General features: G+C 69.5%; 18 protein-coding genes and 1 pseudogene. 11 read left to right on the top strand and 8 right to left on the bottom strand.

Annotation, left to right across the window (positions count from 1 at the left end):
* The coding region (locus tag VGS97_RS24940; RefSeq protein ID WP_326856082.1) for an HNH endonuclease at nucleotides 1-1,356 on the bottom strand (1,356 nt) is incomplete at its 3' end.
* A 161-nt stretch (nucleotides 1,357-1,517) separates the two neighbouring features.
* The gene (locus tag VGS97_RS24935) at nucleotides 1,518-1,931 is read right to left on the bottom strand and encodes an FMN-binding protein (protein WP_326856081.1); all 414 of its coding nucleotides are present in this window, start codon (nucleotides 1,929-1,931) and stop codon (nucleotides 1,518-1,520) included.
* A 343-nt stretch (nucleotides 1,932-2,274) separates the two neighbouring features.
* On the opposite strand from VGS97_RS24935, the pseudogene VGS97_RS29855 reads away from it, so the two are divergent.
* From VGS97_RS29855 to VGS97_RS24905, 7 genes and pseudogenes are all read left to right on the top strand, one after another.
* A pseudogene (locus VGS97_RS29855) lies at nucleotides 2,275-2,460 on the top strand (MarR family transcriptional regulator); the annotation flags it as partial.
* Nucleotides 2,461-2,505: 45 nt separating this feature from the next.
* Nucleotides 2,506-3,933, top strand: a complete 1,428-nt coding sequence (locus VGS97_RS24930) for an ROK family protein (RefSeq protein ID WP_414641827.1) — start codon at nucleotides 2,506-2,508, stop codon at nucleotides 3,931-3,933.
* A 240-nt stretch (nucleotides 3,934-4,173) separates the two neighbouring features.
* Nucleotides 4,174-5,580 carry an extracellular solute-binding protein gene (locus tag VGS97_RS24925; RefSeq protein WP_326856079.1) on the top strand — a complete coding sequence of 469 codons (1,407 nt, stop codon included), beginning with the start codon at nucleotides 4,174-4,176 and terminating at the stop codon, nucleotides 5,578-5,580.
* A 14-nt stretch (nucleotides 5,581-5,594) separates the two neighbouring features.
* Nucleotides 5,595-6,578, top strand: coding sequence for a sugar ABC transporter permease (locus tag VGS97_RS24920; RefSeq protein WP_326856078.1), 984 nt, complete (start codon nucleotides 5,595-5,597; stop codon nucleotides 6,576-6,578).
* Entirely contained in the window at nucleotides 6,575-7,471 is an 897-nt protein-coding gene (locus tag VGS97_RS24915; protein ID WP_414641826.1) for a carbohydrate ABC transporter permease, read from the top strand. Before VGS97_RS24920 ends, VGS97_RS24915 begins: the two co-directional genes overlap by 4 nt.
* Nucleotides 7,471-8,733: a 6-phospho-beta-glucosidase gene (locus VGS97_RS24910; RefSeq protein WP_326856076.1), complete on the top strand. Its 1,263-nt coding sequence runs from the start codon at nucleotides 7,471-7,473 to the stop codon at nucleotides 8,731-8,733. Before VGS97_RS24915 ends, VGS97_RS24910 begins: the two co-directional genes overlap by 1 nt.
* Nucleotides 8,730-9,734 (top strand): N-acetylglucosamine kinase, encoded by a 1,005-nt coding sequence (locus VGS97_RS24905; protein ID WP_326856075.1) that lies wholly within the window; start codon nucleotides 8,730-8,732, stop codon nucleotides 9,732-9,734. The genes VGS97_RS24910 and VGS97_RS24905 overlap by 4 nt, the downstream gene beginning before the upstream one ends.
* 78 nt (nucleotides 9,735-9,812) lie before the next feature.
* On the opposite strand, the gene VGS97_RS24900 is transcribed toward VGS97_RS24905, so the two are convergent.
* Complete coding sequence (locus tag VGS97_RS24900) at nucleotides 9,813-10,238, bottom strand: OsmC family protein (RefSeq protein WP_326856074.1); 426 nt, start codon at nucleotides 10,236-10,238, stop codon at nucleotides 9,813-9,815.
* A gap of 68 nt (nucleotides 10,239-10,306) precedes the next feature.
* The gene (locus VGS97_RS24895; RefSeq protein WP_326856073.1) at nucleotides 10,307-11,857 is read right to left on the bottom strand and encodes a DUF2079 domain-containing protein; all 1,551 of its coding nucleotides are present in this window, start codon (nucleotides 11,855-11,857) and stop codon (nucleotides 10,307-10,309) included.
* A 54-nt stretch (nucleotides 11,858-11,911) separates the two neighbouring features.
* Between VGS97_RS24895 and VGS97_RS24890 the strand changes: the two genes are divergently transcribed.
* A complete protein-coding gene (locus tag VGS97_RS24890; protein ID WP_326856072.1) occupies nucleotides 11,912-13,105 on the top strand; it encodes a class I SAM-dependent methyltransferase in 1,194 nt (397 codons plus the stop codon).
* On the opposite strand, the gene VGS97_RS24885 is transcribed toward VGS97_RS24890, so the two are convergent.
* Nucleotides 13,044-14,387 carry a HAMP domain-containing sensor histidine kinase gene (locus VGS97_RS24885; protein ID WP_326856071.1) on the bottom strand — a complete coding sequence of 448 codons (1,344 nt, stop codon included), beginning with the start codon at nucleotides 14,385-14,387 and terminating at the stop codon, nucleotides 13,044-13,046. The two genes, VGS97_RS24890 and VGS97_RS24885, sit on opposite strands and share 62 nt — an antisense overlap.
* 38 nt (nucleotides 14,388-14,425) lie before the next feature.
* Nucleotides 14,426-15,106, bottom strand: a complete 681-nt coding sequence (locus VGS97_RS24880) for a response regulator transcription factor (protein ID WP_326856070.1) — start codon at nucleotides 15,104-15,106, stop codon at nucleotides 14,426-14,428.
* Between the two features lie 40 nt (nucleotides 15,107-15,146).
* On the opposite strand from VGS97_RS24880, the gene VGS97_RS24875 reads away from it, so the two are divergent.
* Complete coding sequence (locus VGS97_RS24875) at nucleotides 15,147-15,710, top strand: hypothetical protein (protein WP_326856069.1); 564 nt, start codon at nucleotides 15,147-15,149, stop codon at nucleotides 15,708-15,710.
* A 253-nt stretch (nucleotides 15,711-15,963) separates the two neighbouring features.
* On the opposite strand, the gene VGS97_RS24870 is transcribed toward VGS97_RS24875, so the two are convergent.
* Complete coding sequence (locus VGS97_RS24870; protein ID WP_326856068.1) at nucleotides 15,964-16,179, bottom strand: hypothetical protein; 216 nt, start codon at nucleotides 16,177-16,179, stop codon at nucleotides 15,964-15,966.
* Nucleotides 16,180-16,482: 303 nt separating this feature from the next.
* Here VGS97_RS24870 and VGS97_RS24865 point away from each other — a divergent pair, with 303 nt between their 5' ends.
* Nucleotides 16,483-17,382 carry a helix-turn-helix transcriptional regulator gene (locus VGS97_RS24865; protein ID WP_326856067.1) on the top strand — a complete coding sequence of 300 codons (900 nt, stop codon included), beginning with the start codon at nucleotides 16,483-16,485 and terminating at the stop codon, nucleotides 17,380-17,382.
* Between the two features lie 74 nt (nucleotides 17,383-17,456).
* Nucleotides 17,457-17,675 (top strand): DUF397 domain-containing protein, encoded by a 219-nt coding sequence (locus VGS97_RS24860; protein ID WP_326856065.1) that lies wholly within the window; start codon nucleotides 17,457-17,459, stop codon nucleotides 17,673-17,675.
* Nucleotides 17,676-17,996: 321 nt separating this feature from the next.
* Here the strand turns inward: VGS97_RS24860 and VGS97_RS24855 are convergent, their stop codons facing one another.
* Complete coding sequence (locus tag VGS97_RS24855; protein ID WP_326856064.1) at nucleotides 17,997-18,341, bottom strand: helix-turn-helix domain-containing protein; 345 nt, start codon at nucleotides 18,339-18,341, stop codon at nucleotides 17,997-17,999.
* Nucleotides 18,342-18,450 lie beyond the last annotated feature (109 nt).

Below are 18,450 nucleotides of genomic sequence, written 5' to 3'. Positions count from 1 at the left end.
GGTCGGCGCGGTGGTGTAGCTGCGTCCGGTTCGGCGTGAGGTCCATTCGAGAGTGTCACTGCGCCGGTGCAGGTCCCATTGACGTTGGGTTTTGTGGTTGTGGTGGCGGCGGCAAAGTGGTGCGAGGTTATCGGGGGTGGTTTCGCCGCCGTTGTTGAAGGGTTGGTTGTGGTCGAGGTCGCAGCGGTCGGCGGGCATCTGACAGTGCGGGAACACGCACGTGTTGTGCTTGAGCTGGGTGAGGCGTTTGATGGCGGCGCGGGGGGTGTAGGTGCGGGACGAGGTGTCCACGAGGGTGCCATCGCTGGCGGTGAGCAGGAAGCGCCACCGGGCGGTGTGGGCTGATGCGACGCGGCGGGTTTGTTCGGGGCACAGCGGGCCGTAGCCGGTGAGGTGACCGGGTTCGTGGCTCAGCCCCAGGAGGGTTTCGATGTTCACCACCACGCTCACGTGCGCCGGCACGGCCGGGAGCGTCGAGAGGGTGGATGACGCTGGCCCGGTTCCGGCGGTGTTGCCGCAGGCAGCGTGGTACAGGAGCGCGGGCAGCAGGTCGGCGCGGCGCTGGTCGAGCGTGCGCTTATCGGCGGGAGTGTTGTTCTTGTTCTTGCGCTTCGCACCCTGCGCCAGGGTGGTGAGGGTGCGCATGGCCATCTGCGCCACATCGGCCGCCAGATAGAAGCTTAACGTGGCCATCCCGTCGTCTTCGGCGCGCAGTTCGACTCGGCGGCGAGCACGCTCGTGACGGTGACGATTCGCAGCGGCGTCCGGATCGGCGCGCAGCACGGCGCGACGGATGGCTTGACGAGTGACCGCAGCACTCTGGCCTGCCATCCGGGGTAGGACGCGAGTTTCGACGGCTTGGGCGGCCGGGTCGTCGAGGCCAGCGGTCAGTTGGGTTAGGGCACGGGCTTGCTCGATGGAGACTTGGCCCTGAGAGAGCTGGTGCAGGGTACTGGGGAACAGGCGGGTGAGGGCGTGGGCGTCGGCCAGCCGGGCCTGGGCGGTGGCGGGGGACCAGGCCAGGGCAGCGCTCAGCTCGCTTTCCACCAGCCACATCCCGCCCGTGCCTTTGTCGGCGCCTGCGGCGATGTTTTTGGTTTCGTGGTGGGCTAGGGCGCCTAGGCAGCGGATCAGTCCGGCGTGGGTGTGGCGTAGCAGTCGTTCCCAGGCGAGTACCGCGTCCAGGCGGCCGCCATGTGAAAGCTGCTCGAAGGCCAGCGTGTCCAACGCGCCCGCGCTTGGCGGTGCACCGGCCAATCGTGCGGCCAGTGCGTCCTGGTTGGCATTCGTCCGCACGGTGGTGGCGTTCTCGCCGGTAGTCTCGGCGGAAATTTCAATCGGGTCCACGGTGTTCATGGCGGGCCTTTCAGCGGTATCGGCGCAGGTGGCGGGATGATTCCCGATACCTCAATTCTATCACCGATATCTGACATAAGGCACAGATTCTAGTAAGTCGTATATTCGACTATTTGCGTGCGTGGAGAGTGTGAGCTACGCGGGGTCCGGAGCTGTGGCTGTCAGCTCTTCATTCCTAGGGCGTCTAGTGCGGCTTGCAGCGAGCGGGCGTAGCCGCGTGAGGTGTACGTTGCGCCGGACACGATGTCGATGTCCGCGCTCTGCGCCTTCAGCGCCTCGGAGCGCAGAATCGCCGCCGCAGCGGTCGAGCTGCTCCACGAGTGTGGATTGTCGTGCGGCAGTTGAAGCGCCGTCACGTCGGCGATCCGTCCTTTAGCAACAGTGACCCGCACTTGGACGATTCCGTGGGCGAGCACGACTTGTGGGCCGGTCGCGGTGCGCATCTTTCCCTGCGTCACGATGACGACCGACATCGATGCAGCACGCGCACGGGAGCCGCCGCCCTTTGTGGCGAGTAGGCCGAGCATGGCCAGTAGCGTCGCGGTGACCACCAGGGCCGTGCGGCGCAGACTCATCGAGCGCTCCTTGTTTCCCACTCCCTGCCTCGGCAGGTGACGTCCCGTCACGAGTTGACCGGGGCGGGGCCGCGTTCCGCAACGGTGCTGATGATTCTTGGCCAGCTCTTTGCTCGTGGGTGAGGCCATGTGGATGAGACCGAGTGCGCAAGATCGGGTGCGTGAGACCGAGTCCGTGAGACCGAGTCCACGAGACCGGGTGGGCGAGACTGCGCGGGCTAGACCACTATTCGGCCGCAGGTCGAGCTGGCAATCTCGTTAAGCCTCTTGACTCGCTGCGCAGTTGCCTTTAACGTGCATTCATCGATAAGGAAACTTTCCTTATCTATCTTCGGGAGGGGCGATGGACCACGAGCCGGTCGGTCCTCCCGGCACGCCCAGTCTGCTGCGCGCCATTAACGACCGCACTGCGCTGCGGCTGCTCGCCGACCGCGGACCGCTTTCACGCACCCAACTAGGCGCTCTCGCCGGGTTGTCCAAGCCGACTGCCTCGCAGCTGATGGATCGGCTGGAGGCCGCTGGGCTGGTGGAACCGGTGCCCGAGCTTGAGTCCGAGGCTGCGCAGCATGCTGTGATGCAGCACGGCGCCGTGCAGTACAGCGCCGAGCAGCATGTTGCTGTGCAGCGTGGTGGCTCGCAGGCTTCTGTACGGCGATCTGGCGCTGTCTCGTCTGGCGCCGCCCCGCTTGGCGCTGTCTCGTCTGGCGCTGTCCCGTCCGGTGCCGCCCGGTCCAGTGCTGCTCCGTTCGGCGCGTCTCAGCCTGGTGACTCTCAATCTGGTGCTGCTCAACCCAGTTCCGCAACTCCTGGGCCGGGTACGCCCGGCCGCACCGCGCGCCGCTACCGGTTGCGCGGCGGAGCGGCGCACGTCGCAGGGCTCGATGTCACCTCGGCCCGGATCGTCGCTCGCGTCTGCGACTTGGCCGGAAGCGTCGTCGGCGAGGCCACGTTGCCGACGCCGGGCCGCTCCGCCACCGGCACCGTCGACCGGGTGCGTGAAGCACTGGCGGCTGCCTGCGCACCGGCTGGACTCCAGTTGGCGGCTCTGCATCACGCCGTCATCGGCATCGGCGGCGCGATCGACCCCGGCACCGGACGGCTCGGCTTCGCCCGGCACCTGCCTGGCTGGCACGAGCCGGACCTGCTCGCCCGGCTACGCACGGAGCTCACACCGCCAGGCGCGCCCAATCCGCGCGTCGACGTCGAGAACGACGTGAACCTGGCCGCCGTCGCCGAGCAGACCGTCGGCGCGGCCGCACCCGGCGGTCCGGGCGACCCGCATCCGGGCGCGCGCGACTTCGTGGTCCTGTGGATCGCCGAGGGCATCGGTGCCGCAGTCGTCATCGACGGACGGCTGCACCGCGGCGCCACCGGGGGAGCGGGCGAGGTCGGCTACATGCCGGTGCCCGGTGCACCGCTCGTGCGCAGCATCGGCCGCGGCACCACCGGTGGATTCCAGGCGCTGGCTGGCGGTCCCGCAGTGCTGAAACTGGCCCGTCGGCACGGGTTCACCGGTGCCGAGCCGCAGATTGCCGTCGCTCGGGCGGCCGAAGTGGTCGAGGCGTCTGCGCGATCCGGTGCTTCGGGTGTGTCGGGTGTGTCAGGTGCGGCAGGCGCGTCGGGTACGTCAGATGCGCCTGGAACGCCCGCTGCCCAAGACACCGCCCAAGACTCTGCCCAAGACGCGGCGCAGGCCGCTCGTCGGCTGCTGGCCGAATTGGCTGACCGGCTGGCCACCGGCCTGGCCCCGATCGTCGCCGTGCTCGACCCCGAACTCATCGTGCTCACCGGCGCGATCCTGCGGGCCGGAGCGGCGCCGCTGCGCGAACTGATCGCCGAGGTCCTGCACGGCATGGCAATCCCCAGACCCCGCTTGGTCACGTCCGCCGTTGCGGACAACCCCGTGCTCGCCGGGGCGATCCAGGCGGCCTTGGCGGCGACGCGGGAGGCGGTGTTCTCCAGCACCCTTCCGTCCTCCACGTCCGTCTCCACCACCGCGTGAACCAATAGCACAGCCAGAACAACACTCGGAACATCCGGAAAGCCCGGAACACCTGGGACATCCGGGACATCCGGAATCCCCAGCTCAACCTGCACGGCACGGCCCGCACGGCCCGCACAGCCTGCACTGCCTGCACTGCCTGCACAGCCTGCACTGCATGCACGGCCCGCACGTCCAAGTTCCGCTCACGTACGGCTCACCCCGACCCAGTACTCCCCGATCCGCGAAGGAGTCCACGCCATGTGGCCACTGCGACGCATGACCGGCCCCGCGGCCGCGATATCCGCGATTCTCACCGCCGCGGCGTGCGCCGGCAACACCGCCGCCCCACAGCAGAAGATCACCGCCGTCGACCCCTACCCGACGAGTAAGCCCAACGTCACCATCACCCTCTGGGACGGCTTCTCGCAGGGCTCGGAGAACGACGCCTTCAACGCGATGGTCACCAACTTCGAGAAGGCGCACCCCAACATCCACGTCACAGTCACCGGCAACATCAACGACACGCAGATCCAGCAGGGCATCAAGGCCGGCGGATCGCAGTCCCCGGACGTCGCGGTCTCGTTCACCACCGACGACGTCGGCACCTACTGCTCCACCGGCGAGTGGATCAACCTCAAGCAGGACCTGGCCGCCGCGCAGATCGACGCGGCCAAGACCTTCCCCGCGCCGCTGATCAACTACACGCAGTACCAGGGCGACCAGTGCGCGCTGCCGCTGGAGAACGACGCGTACGGCCTCTACTACAACAAGACCCTGTTCGCGCAGGCCGGGATCACCGCCCCGCCCCAGACCCTGTCCGACTTGCAGGCCGACGCCCTCAAACTCACCGTGAAGAACGCCGACGGCTCGTTCAAGCAGCTCGGCTTCGTCCCCTCCTTCGCCTACTTCGAGCAGGTGCCGGGCCACTTCACCCCGACCTTCCACCTCAAGTGGCAGACCCCGACGCACAACTCCGAGCTGGCCTCGGACCCCGGCTTCACCACGATGGTGGACTGGCAGAAGTCCTTCGCGTCCGCCGTCCTGAACCAGGCCCCGAAGTCCTCCGCCAAGCAGCTGACCGACTTCATGAACAAGTCGATGAGCGCGGGCGAGTTCACCGCCGGGCAGAACCCCTTCGAGACCGGCGCCGTGGCGATGGCCCTGGACGGCGAGTGGCGCAACGCCAACCTCAAGGCCGAGACGCCGAAGCTGTCCTACGGGACCGCGCCCTTCCCGGTTCAGGATTCTGACGCCGCGTCGTACGGCGGCGGGTACCTGTCCGGCACGGTCATCGGCATCTCCTCGCGCAGCACCCACCAGGACGCCGACTGGGAGATGGTGAAGTACCTGACCACGAACACCGACTCCCTCGTCACCTTCGCCAACGCGATCTACAACGTGCCGAGCACCTTCGCCGCGCTGGCCTCGCCGCAGCTGACCCAGGACCCGAACTTCCAGACCTTCGTGAAGGTCTCCGGCGACCCGCACTCCTCCACCACCCCGGCCTCGCCCAACGGCGGCCAGTACCAGCAGACCGCGCAGACCTGGCTGGCGACCTGGGAGGCGGGCCAGGTCACCGACTCGAACCTGTCCTCGGCGCTGGCCGCGCTCGACTCGCAGATCGACAAGGACACCGCGGCCGGCGTGCGGCCCAGCGGCAGCTGACGGAACGGCTCACGATGGCAACCCCCGTCCTCGCCCCGTCCGGGCGCGGGAAGCGGGCCGGCCTCCCGGCGGCGCTGCGCAGAAAGCGCCGCCGGGAGGGGCTGGCCGCACTCGGCTTCCTGTCCCCCTGGCTGCTGGGCTTCAGCGTCTTCTTCGCCTACCCGCTGATCGCGGCGGTCTACTTCTCCTTCTACTACTACGACCAGTTCAACCCGCCGGTCTGGGTGGGCCTGAAGAACTGGGACTACATCCTGTTCAACTTCCCGGACCTGGTCACGGGCCTGAAGAACACGCTGTGGCTGGTCGTGGTCATGGTCACGCTGCAAATCGTCTTCGGCCTCGGCGTCTCGCTGCTGATCACCAAGATCAAGCGCGGCGGCAACATCTTCCGGACCCTGTTCTACCTGCCGTACCTGGCCCCGCCGGTCGTCTCCACCCTGGTCTTCGTCTACCTCTTCGACGCCGGCGGCCCGATCAACTCGATCCTCGCGCACCTCGGCGTGCACAACCCGCCGGAGTGGTTCAACTCGCCGGTCTGGTTCAAGCCCTCGCTGACCGTGCTGTCCCTCTGGGGCATCGGCAACACCGTGGTGATCTTCTTCGCCGCGCTGCTCGACGTGCCGAAGGAACAGCTGGAGGCCGCACAGATCGACGGCGCCGGCCCGGTCAAGCGCTTCCGCTACGTCACGCTGCCCTCGATCCAGCCGGTCATCCTGTTCTCGGTGGTCACCGGCGTGATCTACACGATGCAGTACTACACGCAGGCGATCGTGGCCGGCGAGGTGGCCAGCGGCCACGTGGCCACCGCGGGTACGACCCTTGACATCGGTTATCCGCTCGGCTCCAGCCTCACCGTGCCGCAGCTGATCTACGAGCAGGGCATCCTCAACGCGAACACCGGGCCGGCCTGCGTGCTGTCCATCCTCCTGTTCGCGATGACGATGCTGTTCACGCTCTTCCTCCTGCGCCGCCGCAACGGATTGGTGGGAACCGACTGATGGCTGTGCTCGCCCCTCCCGCCACGCCGCGCTCCGGTATCGACCGGGCGGCCCGCGCCGCCGCGCGCCGCCGCCGCGCCCTGGAGTGGATCGCGGTGAACTCGCTGGCGATCGTCGCCGCGCTCTTCTTCGCCGGGCCGTTCTTCTTCCTGCTGGTCACCGCGGTGATGCCGGACAACCAGGCGCTGTCCGGCGCGCTGTGGCCCTCGCACTGGCAGTGGTCGAACTTCCGCGACGTGTGGGACCGCGCCGGATTCCTCACCTGGTACAAGAACACGCTGCTCTACGCCATCCCGGTGACGCTGCTGACCGTGGTCTCCTCGGTGCCGGTGGCGTACGCGCTGGCCAAGTTCAGGTTCCGCTTCCGCCGCGCCGCGATGATCCTGCTGGTCTCCGCGATGATGATCCCACCGCAGGTCACCGTGATGCCGATGTACATCCTGTGGACCAAGCAGTTCGGGCTCGGCGGCACCCTGTGGCCGCTGATCGTGCCCACCGCGTTCGGCGACGCGTACTCGATCTTCCTGCTGCGGCAGTTCCTGCTGACCGTGCCCAGGGAGTACCTCGACGCGGCGCGGGTGGACGGCTGCGGGGAACTGCGGACGCTGCTGCGGGTGGTGGTGCCGATGATCAGGCCGGCGATCGCTGCGGTCGCGCTGTTCCAGTTCTTCTACGCCTGGAACGACTACTTCGGCCCGCAGGTCTACGTCGGCGCCAACCCCGGCAACTGGACCCTGGCCCTCGGCCTTGAGACCTTCCACGCGGCGCACCACGTGGACTGGAACCTGATGATGGCCGCCAACCTGATGGTCATCGCGCCCATCGTGGTCGTGTTCTTCTTCGCACAGAAGGTCTTCGTCGAGGGTGTGACACTGACAGGAGTGAAGGGCTGATGAAGCTCGCCATCATCGGGGGCGGTTCGACCTACACCCCCGAACTCGTCGACGGCTTCGCCCGGCTGCGCGCCGAGCTGCCGATCTCCGAGCTCGCGCTGGTGGACCCGGCGCGGGACCGGCTTGAGGCGGTCGGCGCGGTCTCCCGCCGCATTCTCGCCAAACAGGGTCACCCGGGCCGCGTCCTGACCACTTCCTCCTTGGACGAGGGCGTGGACGGAGCGGACGCGGTGCTCTTCCAGTTGCGCGTCGGCGGCCAGGCGGCGCGCAACGTGGACGAGACGCTGCCGCTGGAGTTCTGCTGCGTCGGGCAGGAGACCACCGGAGCGGGCGGCCTGGCCAAGGCGCTGCGCACCGTGCCGGTGGTGCTCGACCTCGCGGATCGCGTGCGCAAGCTCGCGCCCGAGGCGCGGATCGTCGACTTCACCAACCCGGTCGGGATCGTCACGCGCGCGCTGCTCGACGCGGGGCACGACGCGGTGGGCCTGTGCAACGTCGCGATCGGCTTCCAGCGCCGGTTCGCCGCCGAGTTGGGCGTCGAGCCGGAGCGCATCCGGCTCGACCACGTCGGCCTGAACCACCTGACCTGGGAGCGCGGGGTGAAGCTTGACGGCGAGGAGATCCTGCCCTCGATCATCGAGCGCAGCGCGGACGAGATCGCCGAGGGCAACCAGGTCCCCGTCTCCGTGATCCGCCGCCTCGGCATGATCCCGTCCTACTACCTGCGTTACTACTACATGCACGACCAAGTGGTCGAAGAGGAGCGCAACGCCCCGACCCGCGCGTCCGCGGTGGCGCAGATCGAGGAGAAGCTGCTTGAGCTCTACCGCGATCCCTCCGTCGACGAGAAACCGGAACTGCTGTCCAAGCGCGGCGGGGCTTTCTACTCGGAGGCCGCGGTGCAGCTGCTCGCGTCGCTGGTCGGCGGCAAGGCCGACGTGCAGGTGGTCAATGTGCGCAACAACGGGACGCTGCCGTTCCTGGACGACGCCGCGGTCATCGAGGTCTCGGCCTCGGTCGGTGCGGCCGGAATCGAACCCCTGCCGCAATCCCCGCTGCCGCCCGCGCTGCGCGGCCTGATCGCGCACGTGAGCGCATACGAGGAACTGGCCATCGACGCGGCGATCCGCGGCGGCCGTGACCGGGTCTTCGACGCGCTGCTCGCCCACCCGCTGATCGGCCAGGCCGATCTCGCCGGAAAACTCGCCGACGCGCTCATCGCGGCCAACGCGCAGCACCTGCCGTGGGCGGAGTCGCGGTGACGGTCGGCACTACCCACAGTCCGGGTCGGCCGGAGGGAAAGCCGGAACGTGCCGGGACCGTCCTGGCCATCGACGGCGGCAACAGCAAGACCGACGTCCTGTTGGTCGACTCCGGCGGCGCGGTGATCGCCTCGGCCCGCTCCGGCGGCTTCACCCCGCAGAACAGCGGGGTCGCCGCGGCGATCGCGGTGGCGGCGGAGGCGGTCGGGCTGATCCGTGCCGAGCTGGCGGTCCCGGACGGGATTCCGCTGGCCCGGCACTTGGCCGCTTACGTGGCCGGGGCCGACCTGCCGGTGGAGGAACAGGCGCTTGCCACCGCCTTCATGGCGCAGCGCTGGACCGACTCGGTCGAAGTGGGCAACGACACCTTCGCGCTGCTGCGCGCCGGGGCGTCCCGGCCGTGGGGTGTGGCGGTGGTCTGCGGCGCGGGGATCAACTGCGCCGGCATCGGCCCGGACGGCAGCCGGGCCAGGTTCCCCGCGCTCGGCCGGCTGACCGGGGACTGGGGCGGCGGGCACTACTTGGGCGAGGAAGCGCTCTGGCACGCGGTGCGCGCGGAGGACGGGCGCGGTCCGGCGACCGCGCTGGTCGCGGCCGTCGCCGGGCACTTCGGCCGGCCGACGGTGGAGGCGGTCGCGCTCGCCCTGCACTTCGGCGAGATCGAGAACGAGCGGCTGGGCGAACTCGCGCCGACGCTGATGCGAGTCGCCGCCGAGCACGATCCGGTCGCGGTCGCGGTGGTGGACCGGATGGCCGAAGAGATCGTCACGATGGCAGGGGTCGCGCTCGCCCGGCTGCGGATCACGGACCGGGCCGCCGAGATCGTCCTCGGCGGAGGAGTGCTACGGGCGCGCCCACCGGCCCTGATGGACCGGATCGCCGCGCGCGCCGCGGTCGAGATCCCGCTCGCGGAGCTGGTTGTGGCGGCGGATCAGCCGGTGGTCGGCGCGGCGCTGCTCGGATTGGACACGCTGGGCCTGGCGGTCGCGCGGGACGTCTGATTCCCGGCAGAAGCAGCCGCGCAGACGACGGGAGTCGGGCACGTCCGCGCCCGACTCCCGAAGCGAATCGACTGCTTGTCAGACGAGTTCGGCCTCAAGGCTGATCGGGACGGCCTTGAGCGCCTGGGACACCGGGCAGCCCTCCTTCGCCTTCGCGGCGAACTCGGCGAACTGCTCCGCGGTCAGGCCGGGGACGCTCGCGCGCACGTTGAGCCGGATCGCGGTGATGCCGGTGCCCGGCTGGAAGTCCACCTCGGCCGCGGTGTCCAGGGCGTCGGCCGGGTTGCCAGCCTGCGCCAGCGCGTGCGAGAGGGCCATCGAGAAGCAGGTGGAGTGGGCCGCCGCGATCAGCTCCTCCGGCGAGGTGACGCCGTTGGGCTCCGCGGAGCGGGCCGCCCAGGTGACGGGGTAGGTGCCGAGGTTCGAGGAGTTGAAGGCGACCTCGCCCTTGCCCTCCATCAGGCTGCCTTCCCAGTGCGCCGCAGCCTTGCGAGTCGTTGCCACAGTTCCGCTCCCATCCGGGTGACTGTCAGATGGGCTCATCCTATGGGGACCGCGGTCCGCGGGAGTGGTCAGGAAGTCCGGTGCAGCACGTAGATCCCGAAGCCGTCCTGGTAGACGATCGCGTAATGCGCGCCGGGGTGTCGCTGCTGCTCGAAGCCGGGCACGTCGGTGATCGGCGGGCTGAATCCGGAGACCACCTGGTCGAAGACGACGTACTCGGGCGGCACCGGGGCCGCCGCGTTGCCGACCCAGAAGGCGTCGTCGCGCGCCGAGAGCGGGGCGAGCATGTTGATCGTGGTCTCGACCATCACGCCGTCCGGCACGAGCGACATGGCGTGGCTGAGCGCCTGCGTTCGCGGGTCGAAGGTGAAGGTGTTCGGGTCGAACAGCTGGTTGTACGCGAACTGCGGCACCAGCGCGAACGCGACGGCCATCGTCGCCACCGCGCCGTTGCGGCCCATCGCGCCGCTCACGCCGCGCGCCCAGCGCCGCAGCGTGCCCGCGCCGGGCGGCAGCACGCCGGCTGAGCGCGCGCGCACGATCCCGTCGGCGGCGGCCACGAACAGGATCGGCATCAGGACCGCGTTGTAGTGCCAGCCGGTGCCCCAGAACGTGGAGTTCGTCGTGATGAACCGGGAAGCCAGGTTCGGCACCGCGAACAGCACCAGCGGCGAGCGCAGCGCCACGAACGCGGTGATCGCCAGCAGCAGGAAGACCAGCTCCATCTTCCCGCCCGCGCTCTGCATGCTCTGGCCGATCAGGCAGGTGATCGGCTTGGCCCCGCCGGGCTGGGTCGGGTCCGCGCAGCCGCCCTTGTTCCAGTACTCGTACTGGTGCGTGGCGTTGAGCGCCGGGATGATCCAGTAGATCTCCAGCAGCGACCCGGCGGTCCCCGCGGCGGCCACGACGGCGCCCAGCAGCGTGCGGCCCCACAGGATCAGCGCGATGCCGATCGGCAGGACGACCGTGATCCCCAGGTCCTCCTTGCAGAACAGCAGCAGCAGCGACCAGAGCGCGGCCTGCCGGTATCTGCCGCGCAGCAGCGCGATCATCGAGAAGGAGATGACCGGCACCGCGAAGGCGATCTCGTGGAAGTCCGCGTCGACCGCCTCGGCCAGGCCGAAGGAGAGGCCGTACGCGACGCCGATCGCGTATCCGGCGCCGGCCCCGATGCGCTCGGCCCCGTACCGCACCAGCGGCACCGCGCCGAGCCCGAACAGGAAGGCCTGCGCGACCAGCACCGTCACCGGGGTCGGGAACAGCAGGAAGAACGGCCCGACCAGCGCGACGATCGGGCTGAAGTGCTCGCCGAGGATCTCGTAGCCCGGGGCGCGCGCGTCGTCGATCGGCGCGTGGAAGTGCGCGTACTGCTTGATCTCCTCGGTGAACAGGCCGAGGTCCCAGGAGGTCGGGGCGAAACGGTAGTAGCGCGCGAGCGAGATCAGCAGATAGGCGGTCATCAGCCCGGCGACCAGCAGCCACGGCCCGAGGGTCTGGAGCGACCAGTTCGGCCGCGCGGGGCGCAGCCGCGGCGCTGTTTCCGGCGTGACGGTTTCCGGCGGTTCCAATACGGACGTGTCCGGGCTCTCGGAGGCTTCATCCGCATTGGTAGAGACCATGCGGCGTAGAGTATCGACCGATTCGTCGCCTGACCAGCAGTCCAGAATGGCTCCATGGAGATCGCGGACTTCGAGGCCCTGCTCACCGACGAGGGGCAGGCGCTGCTGGCCGAGCTCGGCGACTACGCCGAGTCGGCGGTCCTCGCGCTGGCCTCGAAACTGCGGGAACGCCATCCGGCGTCGCTGGCGGCCGCCGCGCTGACGCAGGCGCGGCTGCGCGGCCGGGCCGTCGCCAAGTTCGGCGACGCGGCCCGGACGATGTACTTCACCCCCGAGGGTCTGGAACAGGCCACCCGCCGCAGTGTCGCCGAGCTGCGCGCGCGCCGCTACGCCGCGGCCGGGGTGCGCAAGGTCGCCGACCTGTGCTGCGGCATCGGCGGCGACGCGCTCGCCTTCGCCGCCGCCGGGCTCGAAGTCCTGGCCGTCGACAGAGATCCGGTCACCTGCGCGGTAGCCGAGGCCAACGTGTGGGCGGCCGGGTTCGGCGACCGGGTCGAGGTGCGGTGGGCCGACGTCACGAAAGTTGCACTGACCGGCGCGGCGCGGCACGGCTGCGACGCGGTCTTCCTCGACCCGGCCCGGCGTACCGAGCGCGGCAGGGTGTTCGACCCGGCCGGGTACTCGCCGCCGTGGAGTTTCGCGCTCAGCCTGACCGAGAGTGTCCCGGCGGCCGGCTTCAAGGTCGCCCCCGGCCTGCCGCACGACCAGATCCCCGCCGCCGCCGAGGCCGAGTGGGTCTCGGACCACGGCGACGTCAAGGAGGCGGGGATCTACTTCGGCCCGCTCGCCGGCACCGCTCGCCGCGCCACGGTGTTGCCTGGTCCGCATACGCTCACGACCTGCGGGCGGCCGGATCCGGACGCCAAGGCCGTGCGCCGCTACCTCTACGAGCCGGACGGCGCCGTCATCCGCGCCCGCCTGCTCGGCGAACTGGCCGAAGACCTCGGCGCGACGACGATCGATCCGACCATCGCCTACCTGAGCGGTGACCGCCTCGTGTCCACGCCGTTCGCGGCGGCGTACGAGATCACTGACGTCGTCCCGTTCAACGTGAAACGACTACGCGCTTTGATCGCCGGGCGCGGGATCGGCACGCTCACCGTGAAGAAGCGCGGCGCTGACATCGACCCGGCCGCGTTACGCAGGCAACTGAGGCCGTCCGGTCCCCATTCCGCCGTGCTGATCGTCACTCGCGTCCTCGGCGCGCATACCGCCTTGCTCGCGCAACCTGCCCGGATGTCGGACTAGCTGCGTGCGGCGGCATGAGAAACGAGAAGTGCACCTGGGCGCCGCCGAGCGGTGAGCGGTCGACGGTCAGTGAGCCGCCGGCACGTTCGGCCAGCTTGCGCACGATGTCCAGTCCCAGCCCGGTCGAGCCCACCCTGCCCGAGCCTTCGCCGCGGCGCAGCGCGCGGTCCGGCTCGTCGAGCCCCGGCCCGGCGTCGTCCACGAGGATGGCGGCCGAGTCCTGGCCCTGATGCACCGTCACCTGGAACGCGGTGCCTTCGGGCGTGTGCCGGAACACGTTGCCCAGTACGGCGTCGAGCGCCGCGGCCAGCTCCGGTGCCGCCACCGGGACCGGCACCGGACCCGCCGTGCCGACCAGGTGCCACGGCCGCTCCTGGTCCTCGGCCAGCGCCGACCAGAACGCCATCCGCTCGGCCACCACCGCCGCGAGATCGCAGGAGCCCGCGTTGCCCGTTCCGCCGCGCGCGGTCCGGATGATCTGGTCCACCTCCTGTTCCAGCTTCGCCACCGCGTCCCGGGTGGACGCCGCGGCCGGGACGTCGCCGAGCGCCTGTGCATTGAGCCGCAGCGCGGTCAGCGGCGTGCGCAGGCGGTGGGAGAGGTCCGCGACCAGTTCGCGTTCGGCGGCGAGCAGGTGCACGACGCGGTCGGCCATCGCGTTGAACGCGTCCCCCGCCTCGCGCAGTTCGTGCGGGCCGTCGGCCGCCACGCGCACCGTAGTGTCGCCGTCGCCGAGCTTGCGCGAGGCCTGCGCGAGATGCCTGGCCGCGCCGACGACCCGGGTGGCCAGCCGGTCCGCGACCAGCGTCGAGCCGGCGACCAGGAGCAGCGCGACGCCGCTGAGGATCAGCCAGCCGCGCAGCACGCCCTCGTGGGTGCTGCCGGTGTCGATGAAGACCTCGATCACCGTCGTCTGCCCGCCGTCCACGACCTCCGGCTGCACGAGCACCGATCCGCCGGGCACCGCCAGCGTCTGCGCGCGTCGCTGCGCCTCGACCGCGGCCAGCTGCGCCGCGCTCGTGTGGCTCGTGCCGAGCACGTCGCCGCCGGGCAGCCGCAGCGCGATGTCCTGCGCATCCGACATCGTCTCCAGCGCGCCCTGCAACTGGGTGCGGTCCGTGGTGACCGCGAGCAGCGGCTCGATCGCGGCGATCCGCGCCTGGGCGTCGGCGAGGGCCCGCTGGGCGGCGATGTGGTCGATCGCGAAACCCAGCGGGATCAGGAAGGCGAGCGCGACCATGCTCGTGACGGCGAGGGCCACCCGCGCCAGGGCCCATCTCACGGTGTCAGCCTCACAGTGTCAGCTTCACGGTGTCAGCCTCACTCTGGCGGGCCAGTCAGCCGGACGCCCACGCCGCGCACGGTGTGCAGATAACGCGGTGCGCTGGCCCGCTCGCCGAGCTTGCGGCGCAGCCAGGACAGGTGCACGTCGATGGTCTGGTCGTCGCCGTAGGGCAGCTGCCACACCTCGGTCAGCAGCTCCCGCCGGGTCACCACCTCGCCCGGCCGAGCGGCCAGATACGCCAGCAGGTCGAACTCGCGCCGGCTCAGGTCCAGCGCCCGGCCGTCCAGCCGCGCTTCCCGGCGCCGCGGATCCACCTCAAGCCCGCCGATCCGCAGCGTCGCCGGGGCCTGCCCGGATCCGGACCGCCGCAACAGCGCGGTGATGCGCGCGGCCAGATGCCCGCCGGAGAACGGCTTGACCAGGTAGTCGTCCGCGCCCGCGTTCAGCAGCCTGATGATCTCGGCCTCGTCGTCGCGGGCGGTGGCGATGATCACCGGGACCTTGGTGATGGCGCGTAGCATCTTCAGCGTCTCGGCGCCGTCCAGGTCCGGCAGCCCGAGGTCCAGCACGATGATGTCACCGGGATCGCGGGTGGCCTCGCGCAGCGCGGCGAGCGCCGTCCCGGCGCTGCGCACGGCGTGCCCGAACGCGCTCAGCTGGCGGATGACCGCGGATCGGACGTCTGCATCGTCTTCGACCAGGAGCACGTTAGCCATAGGGTGGCACCGTAATCCATGGCCGGTGGAGAGGGAACCTGTGGCCTCTGAACCAGCGGCCGCCAAGCCGAGGGGCAGACGGCGGCCACCGCTCGCGCTGGCGGCGTGGGCCGGCGCGACCGCGGTCGCCTCCGGCGTCGCCTGGCTCGGCGTGGACTCGGTGCTGATCCCGGCGGCCGAGACGCCGCCCGGCGTCCTCGCGGCCGGCGCGCACACCGCGCAGCCGCTTCCGGCGCTCCCGGTGACCTCCACACCGCCCTCGTCCCCCTCGCCGAGCGCGATCCCGTCGCCGGGCAAGAGCGCTTCGGCCGGCCACCCGCCCGGCACGTCTCCCTCCGCGCGCCCCTCGGCACCGGCGTCCCCGTCACCGTCGCCGACCAACTCGCTCAAGCGGTATGAGACCACCGGCGGCGTCGTCGTGCTCGCCATCGGGGCGCACAGCGTGAAGCTCGTCTCGGCCACCCCTGCTCCCGGATTCTCCGTGCAGAACTGGTCCGCCGACGGCTGGCTGCGCGTCGACTTCAGCCAGGATTCGACCACGTACTCGGTGTTCGCCACGTGGAACGGCTACTCCCCACAGGTCCAGGTCGTCGACCCGGGTTGACGGGCGGGCTGACGGGCTCCGCGTCCCGTACCGCCTCATCACATCACTGCTCGCGCGTTCGCCAAACCCTCCCGTGTCCGCCCCCGCAAGACCCTGAGCTCGTCTTAGGGGAAGCTTAATGATCGAGGGCTGTCAGTCGGGCCGCAGTTCAATACGGTGAGTTCTGCACAGCCCGGAGGCCACGGGGAAACGCGGGGGCAACGGCGTGCGATCGGATACCGGCCGGTCGCACGCCTTGTGGCCTGTCAGCTTGTCAGGCGCCTTTCTCTCCGTGCTCCCGAAGCCAGCTGTCCGCGACGATCCGCGAGACGCGCCCCCGCTCCCAGCAGATCCGGCAGCCCACCCGGGCGCGCGACCCGAACGGCACCACGTGCCCTGACCCGTTGCAGGCCGGGCACCACACGATGAACTTCTTGCGCGGGAACCTTGAGTCGCCCCGGACATCCTCGTACTCGTAGTCGATGGTCATGACGCTGGTCTCCCTTCCCCTAAGACTGGCGGTACCGACCGGCAGACGACTGCGAAGACGGCAGGTAGGCCTGGTGTCGGCTTGGCGGGGGTCCGGCGTCGCGACGGCGTTGGCGCGAGCCTGAACGGGTGAAGAACGCAAAACAGAGTCGATACTCATGCGCCGCACTGCCGATGACTGCTACATTGACCTTCATGCCCGCCCCTGGCAAGTGCCAAACGGTAGTGACAAGTGAACGTGCAGTAAGCACTTGCAGGCCGTCGCACGACCCGCACACTCCGGCGCGCCCCCGGAGCGTCCGGCGTGCCTGACCCGACCCTGCCGTCGCCGGACCGGCTCCGACTCGGCGCGGAACTGCGCCGCCTGCGCGAGGGCGCGGGCAAGACCATCGACCAGGTGTCCCGCGACCTGCTCGCCCAACTCGGCCCCGGTTTCTCGCCGACCAAACTGAGCCGCCTCGAAACCGGCAAGCGTCCCGCGAGCCAGCGCGACGTACGCGATCTGTGCCTCTACTACGGGGCGTCGGCGGATGAACTCGACCACCTCGTGGAACTGGCAAAGGCCAGCAGAACCGAGAACCGCTGGCAGGGCCTGACCGAGGCGTACGCGGAATACATGGCGCTGGAACAGATCGCCGCCAGCGTGCGGACCTTCGAGTCGATGCTCGTCCCCGGCCTCCTCCAGACCGCCGAGTACTCGCGTGCGGTGGCGGTCGGCAACGCCTTCGAACAGACAGCCGTTGCAGGTGCGGGCGAAGGCGCGGACATCGAAATCAAAATCGACGTGCGGCTCAGGCGTCAGCAACGCCTCTACGCCGTTCCGCCGTTGCGGCTGCACGCGATCGTCGATGAGAACGTCGTTCGGCGCAGCATCGGCGGAGCCGAGGTGATGGCGGCTCAGCTGCGGCACATGGAAAAGATCTCGCGGCTGCCCAACGTCGTCCTTCAAGTGATCCCGGTCTCGCGCGGCGCATATCCCGGACTCGGGTCCGAGGGACTTTCCATCCTCGACTTCGCGCCGGGGAGACATACGCAGGACTACGTCTGCTGCCTCGAAGGCATCATCGGCGCGGTCTGGGCCGAGCGCGAAGCGGAGCGCGTCCGGGTTTCCCGGGTTTTCCAGTACGTCGAGCAACTCGCGTTGACTCCTTCGGAAACCCGGGACGTCCTTGAGTCCATCATCCGGGAGTTGACGGGGAGCTGAGGCTTCCCGCGGATCGCCGCGGGAGAAAACAGAACGCCGCTCCAGGCGGCGTTCACGTATGAGAGGAGCCCTGATTGTCCGATCAGAACGGCGCCGGCCTGAGCTGGCGCAAGGCGAGTGCGAGCAACACGAACGGAAACTGCGTCGAGGTCGCCGCCATGAGCGGCGGGGGCGTAGCCGTGCGGGACAGTAAGGATCCCGGCGGGCCGATCCTGCGGTTCACCGCGGCCGAGTGGGCCGCCTTCGCCGAGGGCATGGCCGCCGGCGAGTTCGACATGGCCCACCAGGCCTGACGGTGGCCGGCGTCGAACGGGTCCCGACCGGATCCGGCGTCGCCGGCCAACTTCCGATGGTCGCACTGTGAGGGCCGCGCCCGCGTGCGAGTCGGCCAGACCCTGAGCCGTGGATGTGCACTCCACCGCTTACGTCCCGGGCTTGCACGACGTGTTCGGCGGTCCCGGAGACTTCAGATCTCGTCTGTATTTCCATGCGCGGCGGCTGTGAATCGGGGTACGGGGTGGAGTCGATCATCAGCATCCTCCCGTAGCACACTGCGTGCTGTATCACAGAATACTGATGATTTTGCCGAATGGCCTGGTATCAGGCCGAATTGCCTATCGGATCCGGGGCATCCCGATCGGCGTCGCGGTACGTTCGGCTCGGGCGGTGCCCCAGTCGTAGAGGGCTTGCAGGACCGGTGCGAGGCTCCGGCCCTCCTCGGTGAGGCGGTATTCGACATGCGCGGGCTTGGTGGCGCGGTCTATCCGCTCCACGAGGCCGTCTTCCTGCAACTCGCGCAGCCGCTGCGCCAGCATCTTCTCGCTCATGTCCGGGACCAGGCGGCGTAGTTCGCCGTAGCGGTGCACGCCCTCTTTCAGGTGGGCGAGGATGACCGGGCGCCATTTCCCGCCGATCACGTCGACGGCGAGTTCTACCGCGCAGTGGTAGTGCTTGCTCATCTTGTCCCGTCCAGGTGTTTTCCAAAGGCTGAGTGCTTACCAAAAAGTGAGTACTTGATCGTGGCGGGTGCGCATGTTGGGCTGTCCTTATGGTCACCGAGTACAGCAG

Source organism: Actinocrinis sp. (assembly GCF_035946395.1).
Taxonomy (GTDB): Bacteria; Actinomycetota; Actinomycetes; order Streptomycetales; family Catenulisporaceae; genus Actinocrinis.
This window is presented reverse-complemented; position numbering and strand designations above follow the sequence as displayed.

Excerpts from the sequence above, each read along its gene's own strand:
- VGS97_RS24935 (WP_326856081.1), bottom strand. The coding sequence starts at position 1,931 with ATGAGTCTGCGCCGCACGGCCCTGGTGGTCACCGCGACGCTACTGGCC.
- VGS97_RS24930 (WP_414641827.1), top strand. The coding sequence starts at position 2,506 with ATGCAGCACGGCGCCGTGCAGTACAGCGCCGAGCAGCATGTTGCTGTG.
- VGS97_RS24925 (WP_326856079.1), top strand. The coding sequence starts at position 4,174 with ATGTGGCCACTGCGACGCATGACCGGCCCCGCGGCCGCGATATCCGCG.
- VGS97_RS24920 (WP_326856078.1), top strand. The coding sequence starts at position 5,595 with ATGGCAACCCCCGTCCTCGCCCCGTCCGGGCGCGGGAAGCGGGCCGGC.
- VGS97_RS24910 (WP_326856076.1), top strand. The coding sequence starts at position 7,471 with ATGAAGCTCGCCATCATCGGGGGCGGTTCGACCTACACCCCCGAACTC.
- VGS97_RS24895 (WP_326856073.1), bottom strand. The coding sequence starts at position 11,857 with ATGGTCTCTACCAATGCGGATGAAGCCTCCGAGAGCCCGGACACGTCC.
- VGS97_RS24890 (WP_326856072.1), top strand. The coding sequence starts at position 11,912 with ATGGAGATCGCGGACTTCGAGGCCCTGCTCACCGACGAGGGGCAGGCG.
- VGS97_RS24880 (WP_326856070.1), bottom strand. The coding sequence starts at position 15,106 with ATGGCTAACGTGCTCCTGGTCGAAGACGATGCAGACGTCCGATCCGCG.
- VGS97_RS24870 (WP_326856068.1), bottom strand. The coding sequence starts at position 16,179 with ATGACCATCGACTACGAGTACGAGGATGTCCGGGGCGACTCAAGGTTC.
- VGS97_RS24855 (WP_326856064.1), bottom strand. The coding sequence starts at position 18,341 with ATGAGCAAGCACTACCACTGCGCGGTAGAACTCGCCGTCGACGTGATC.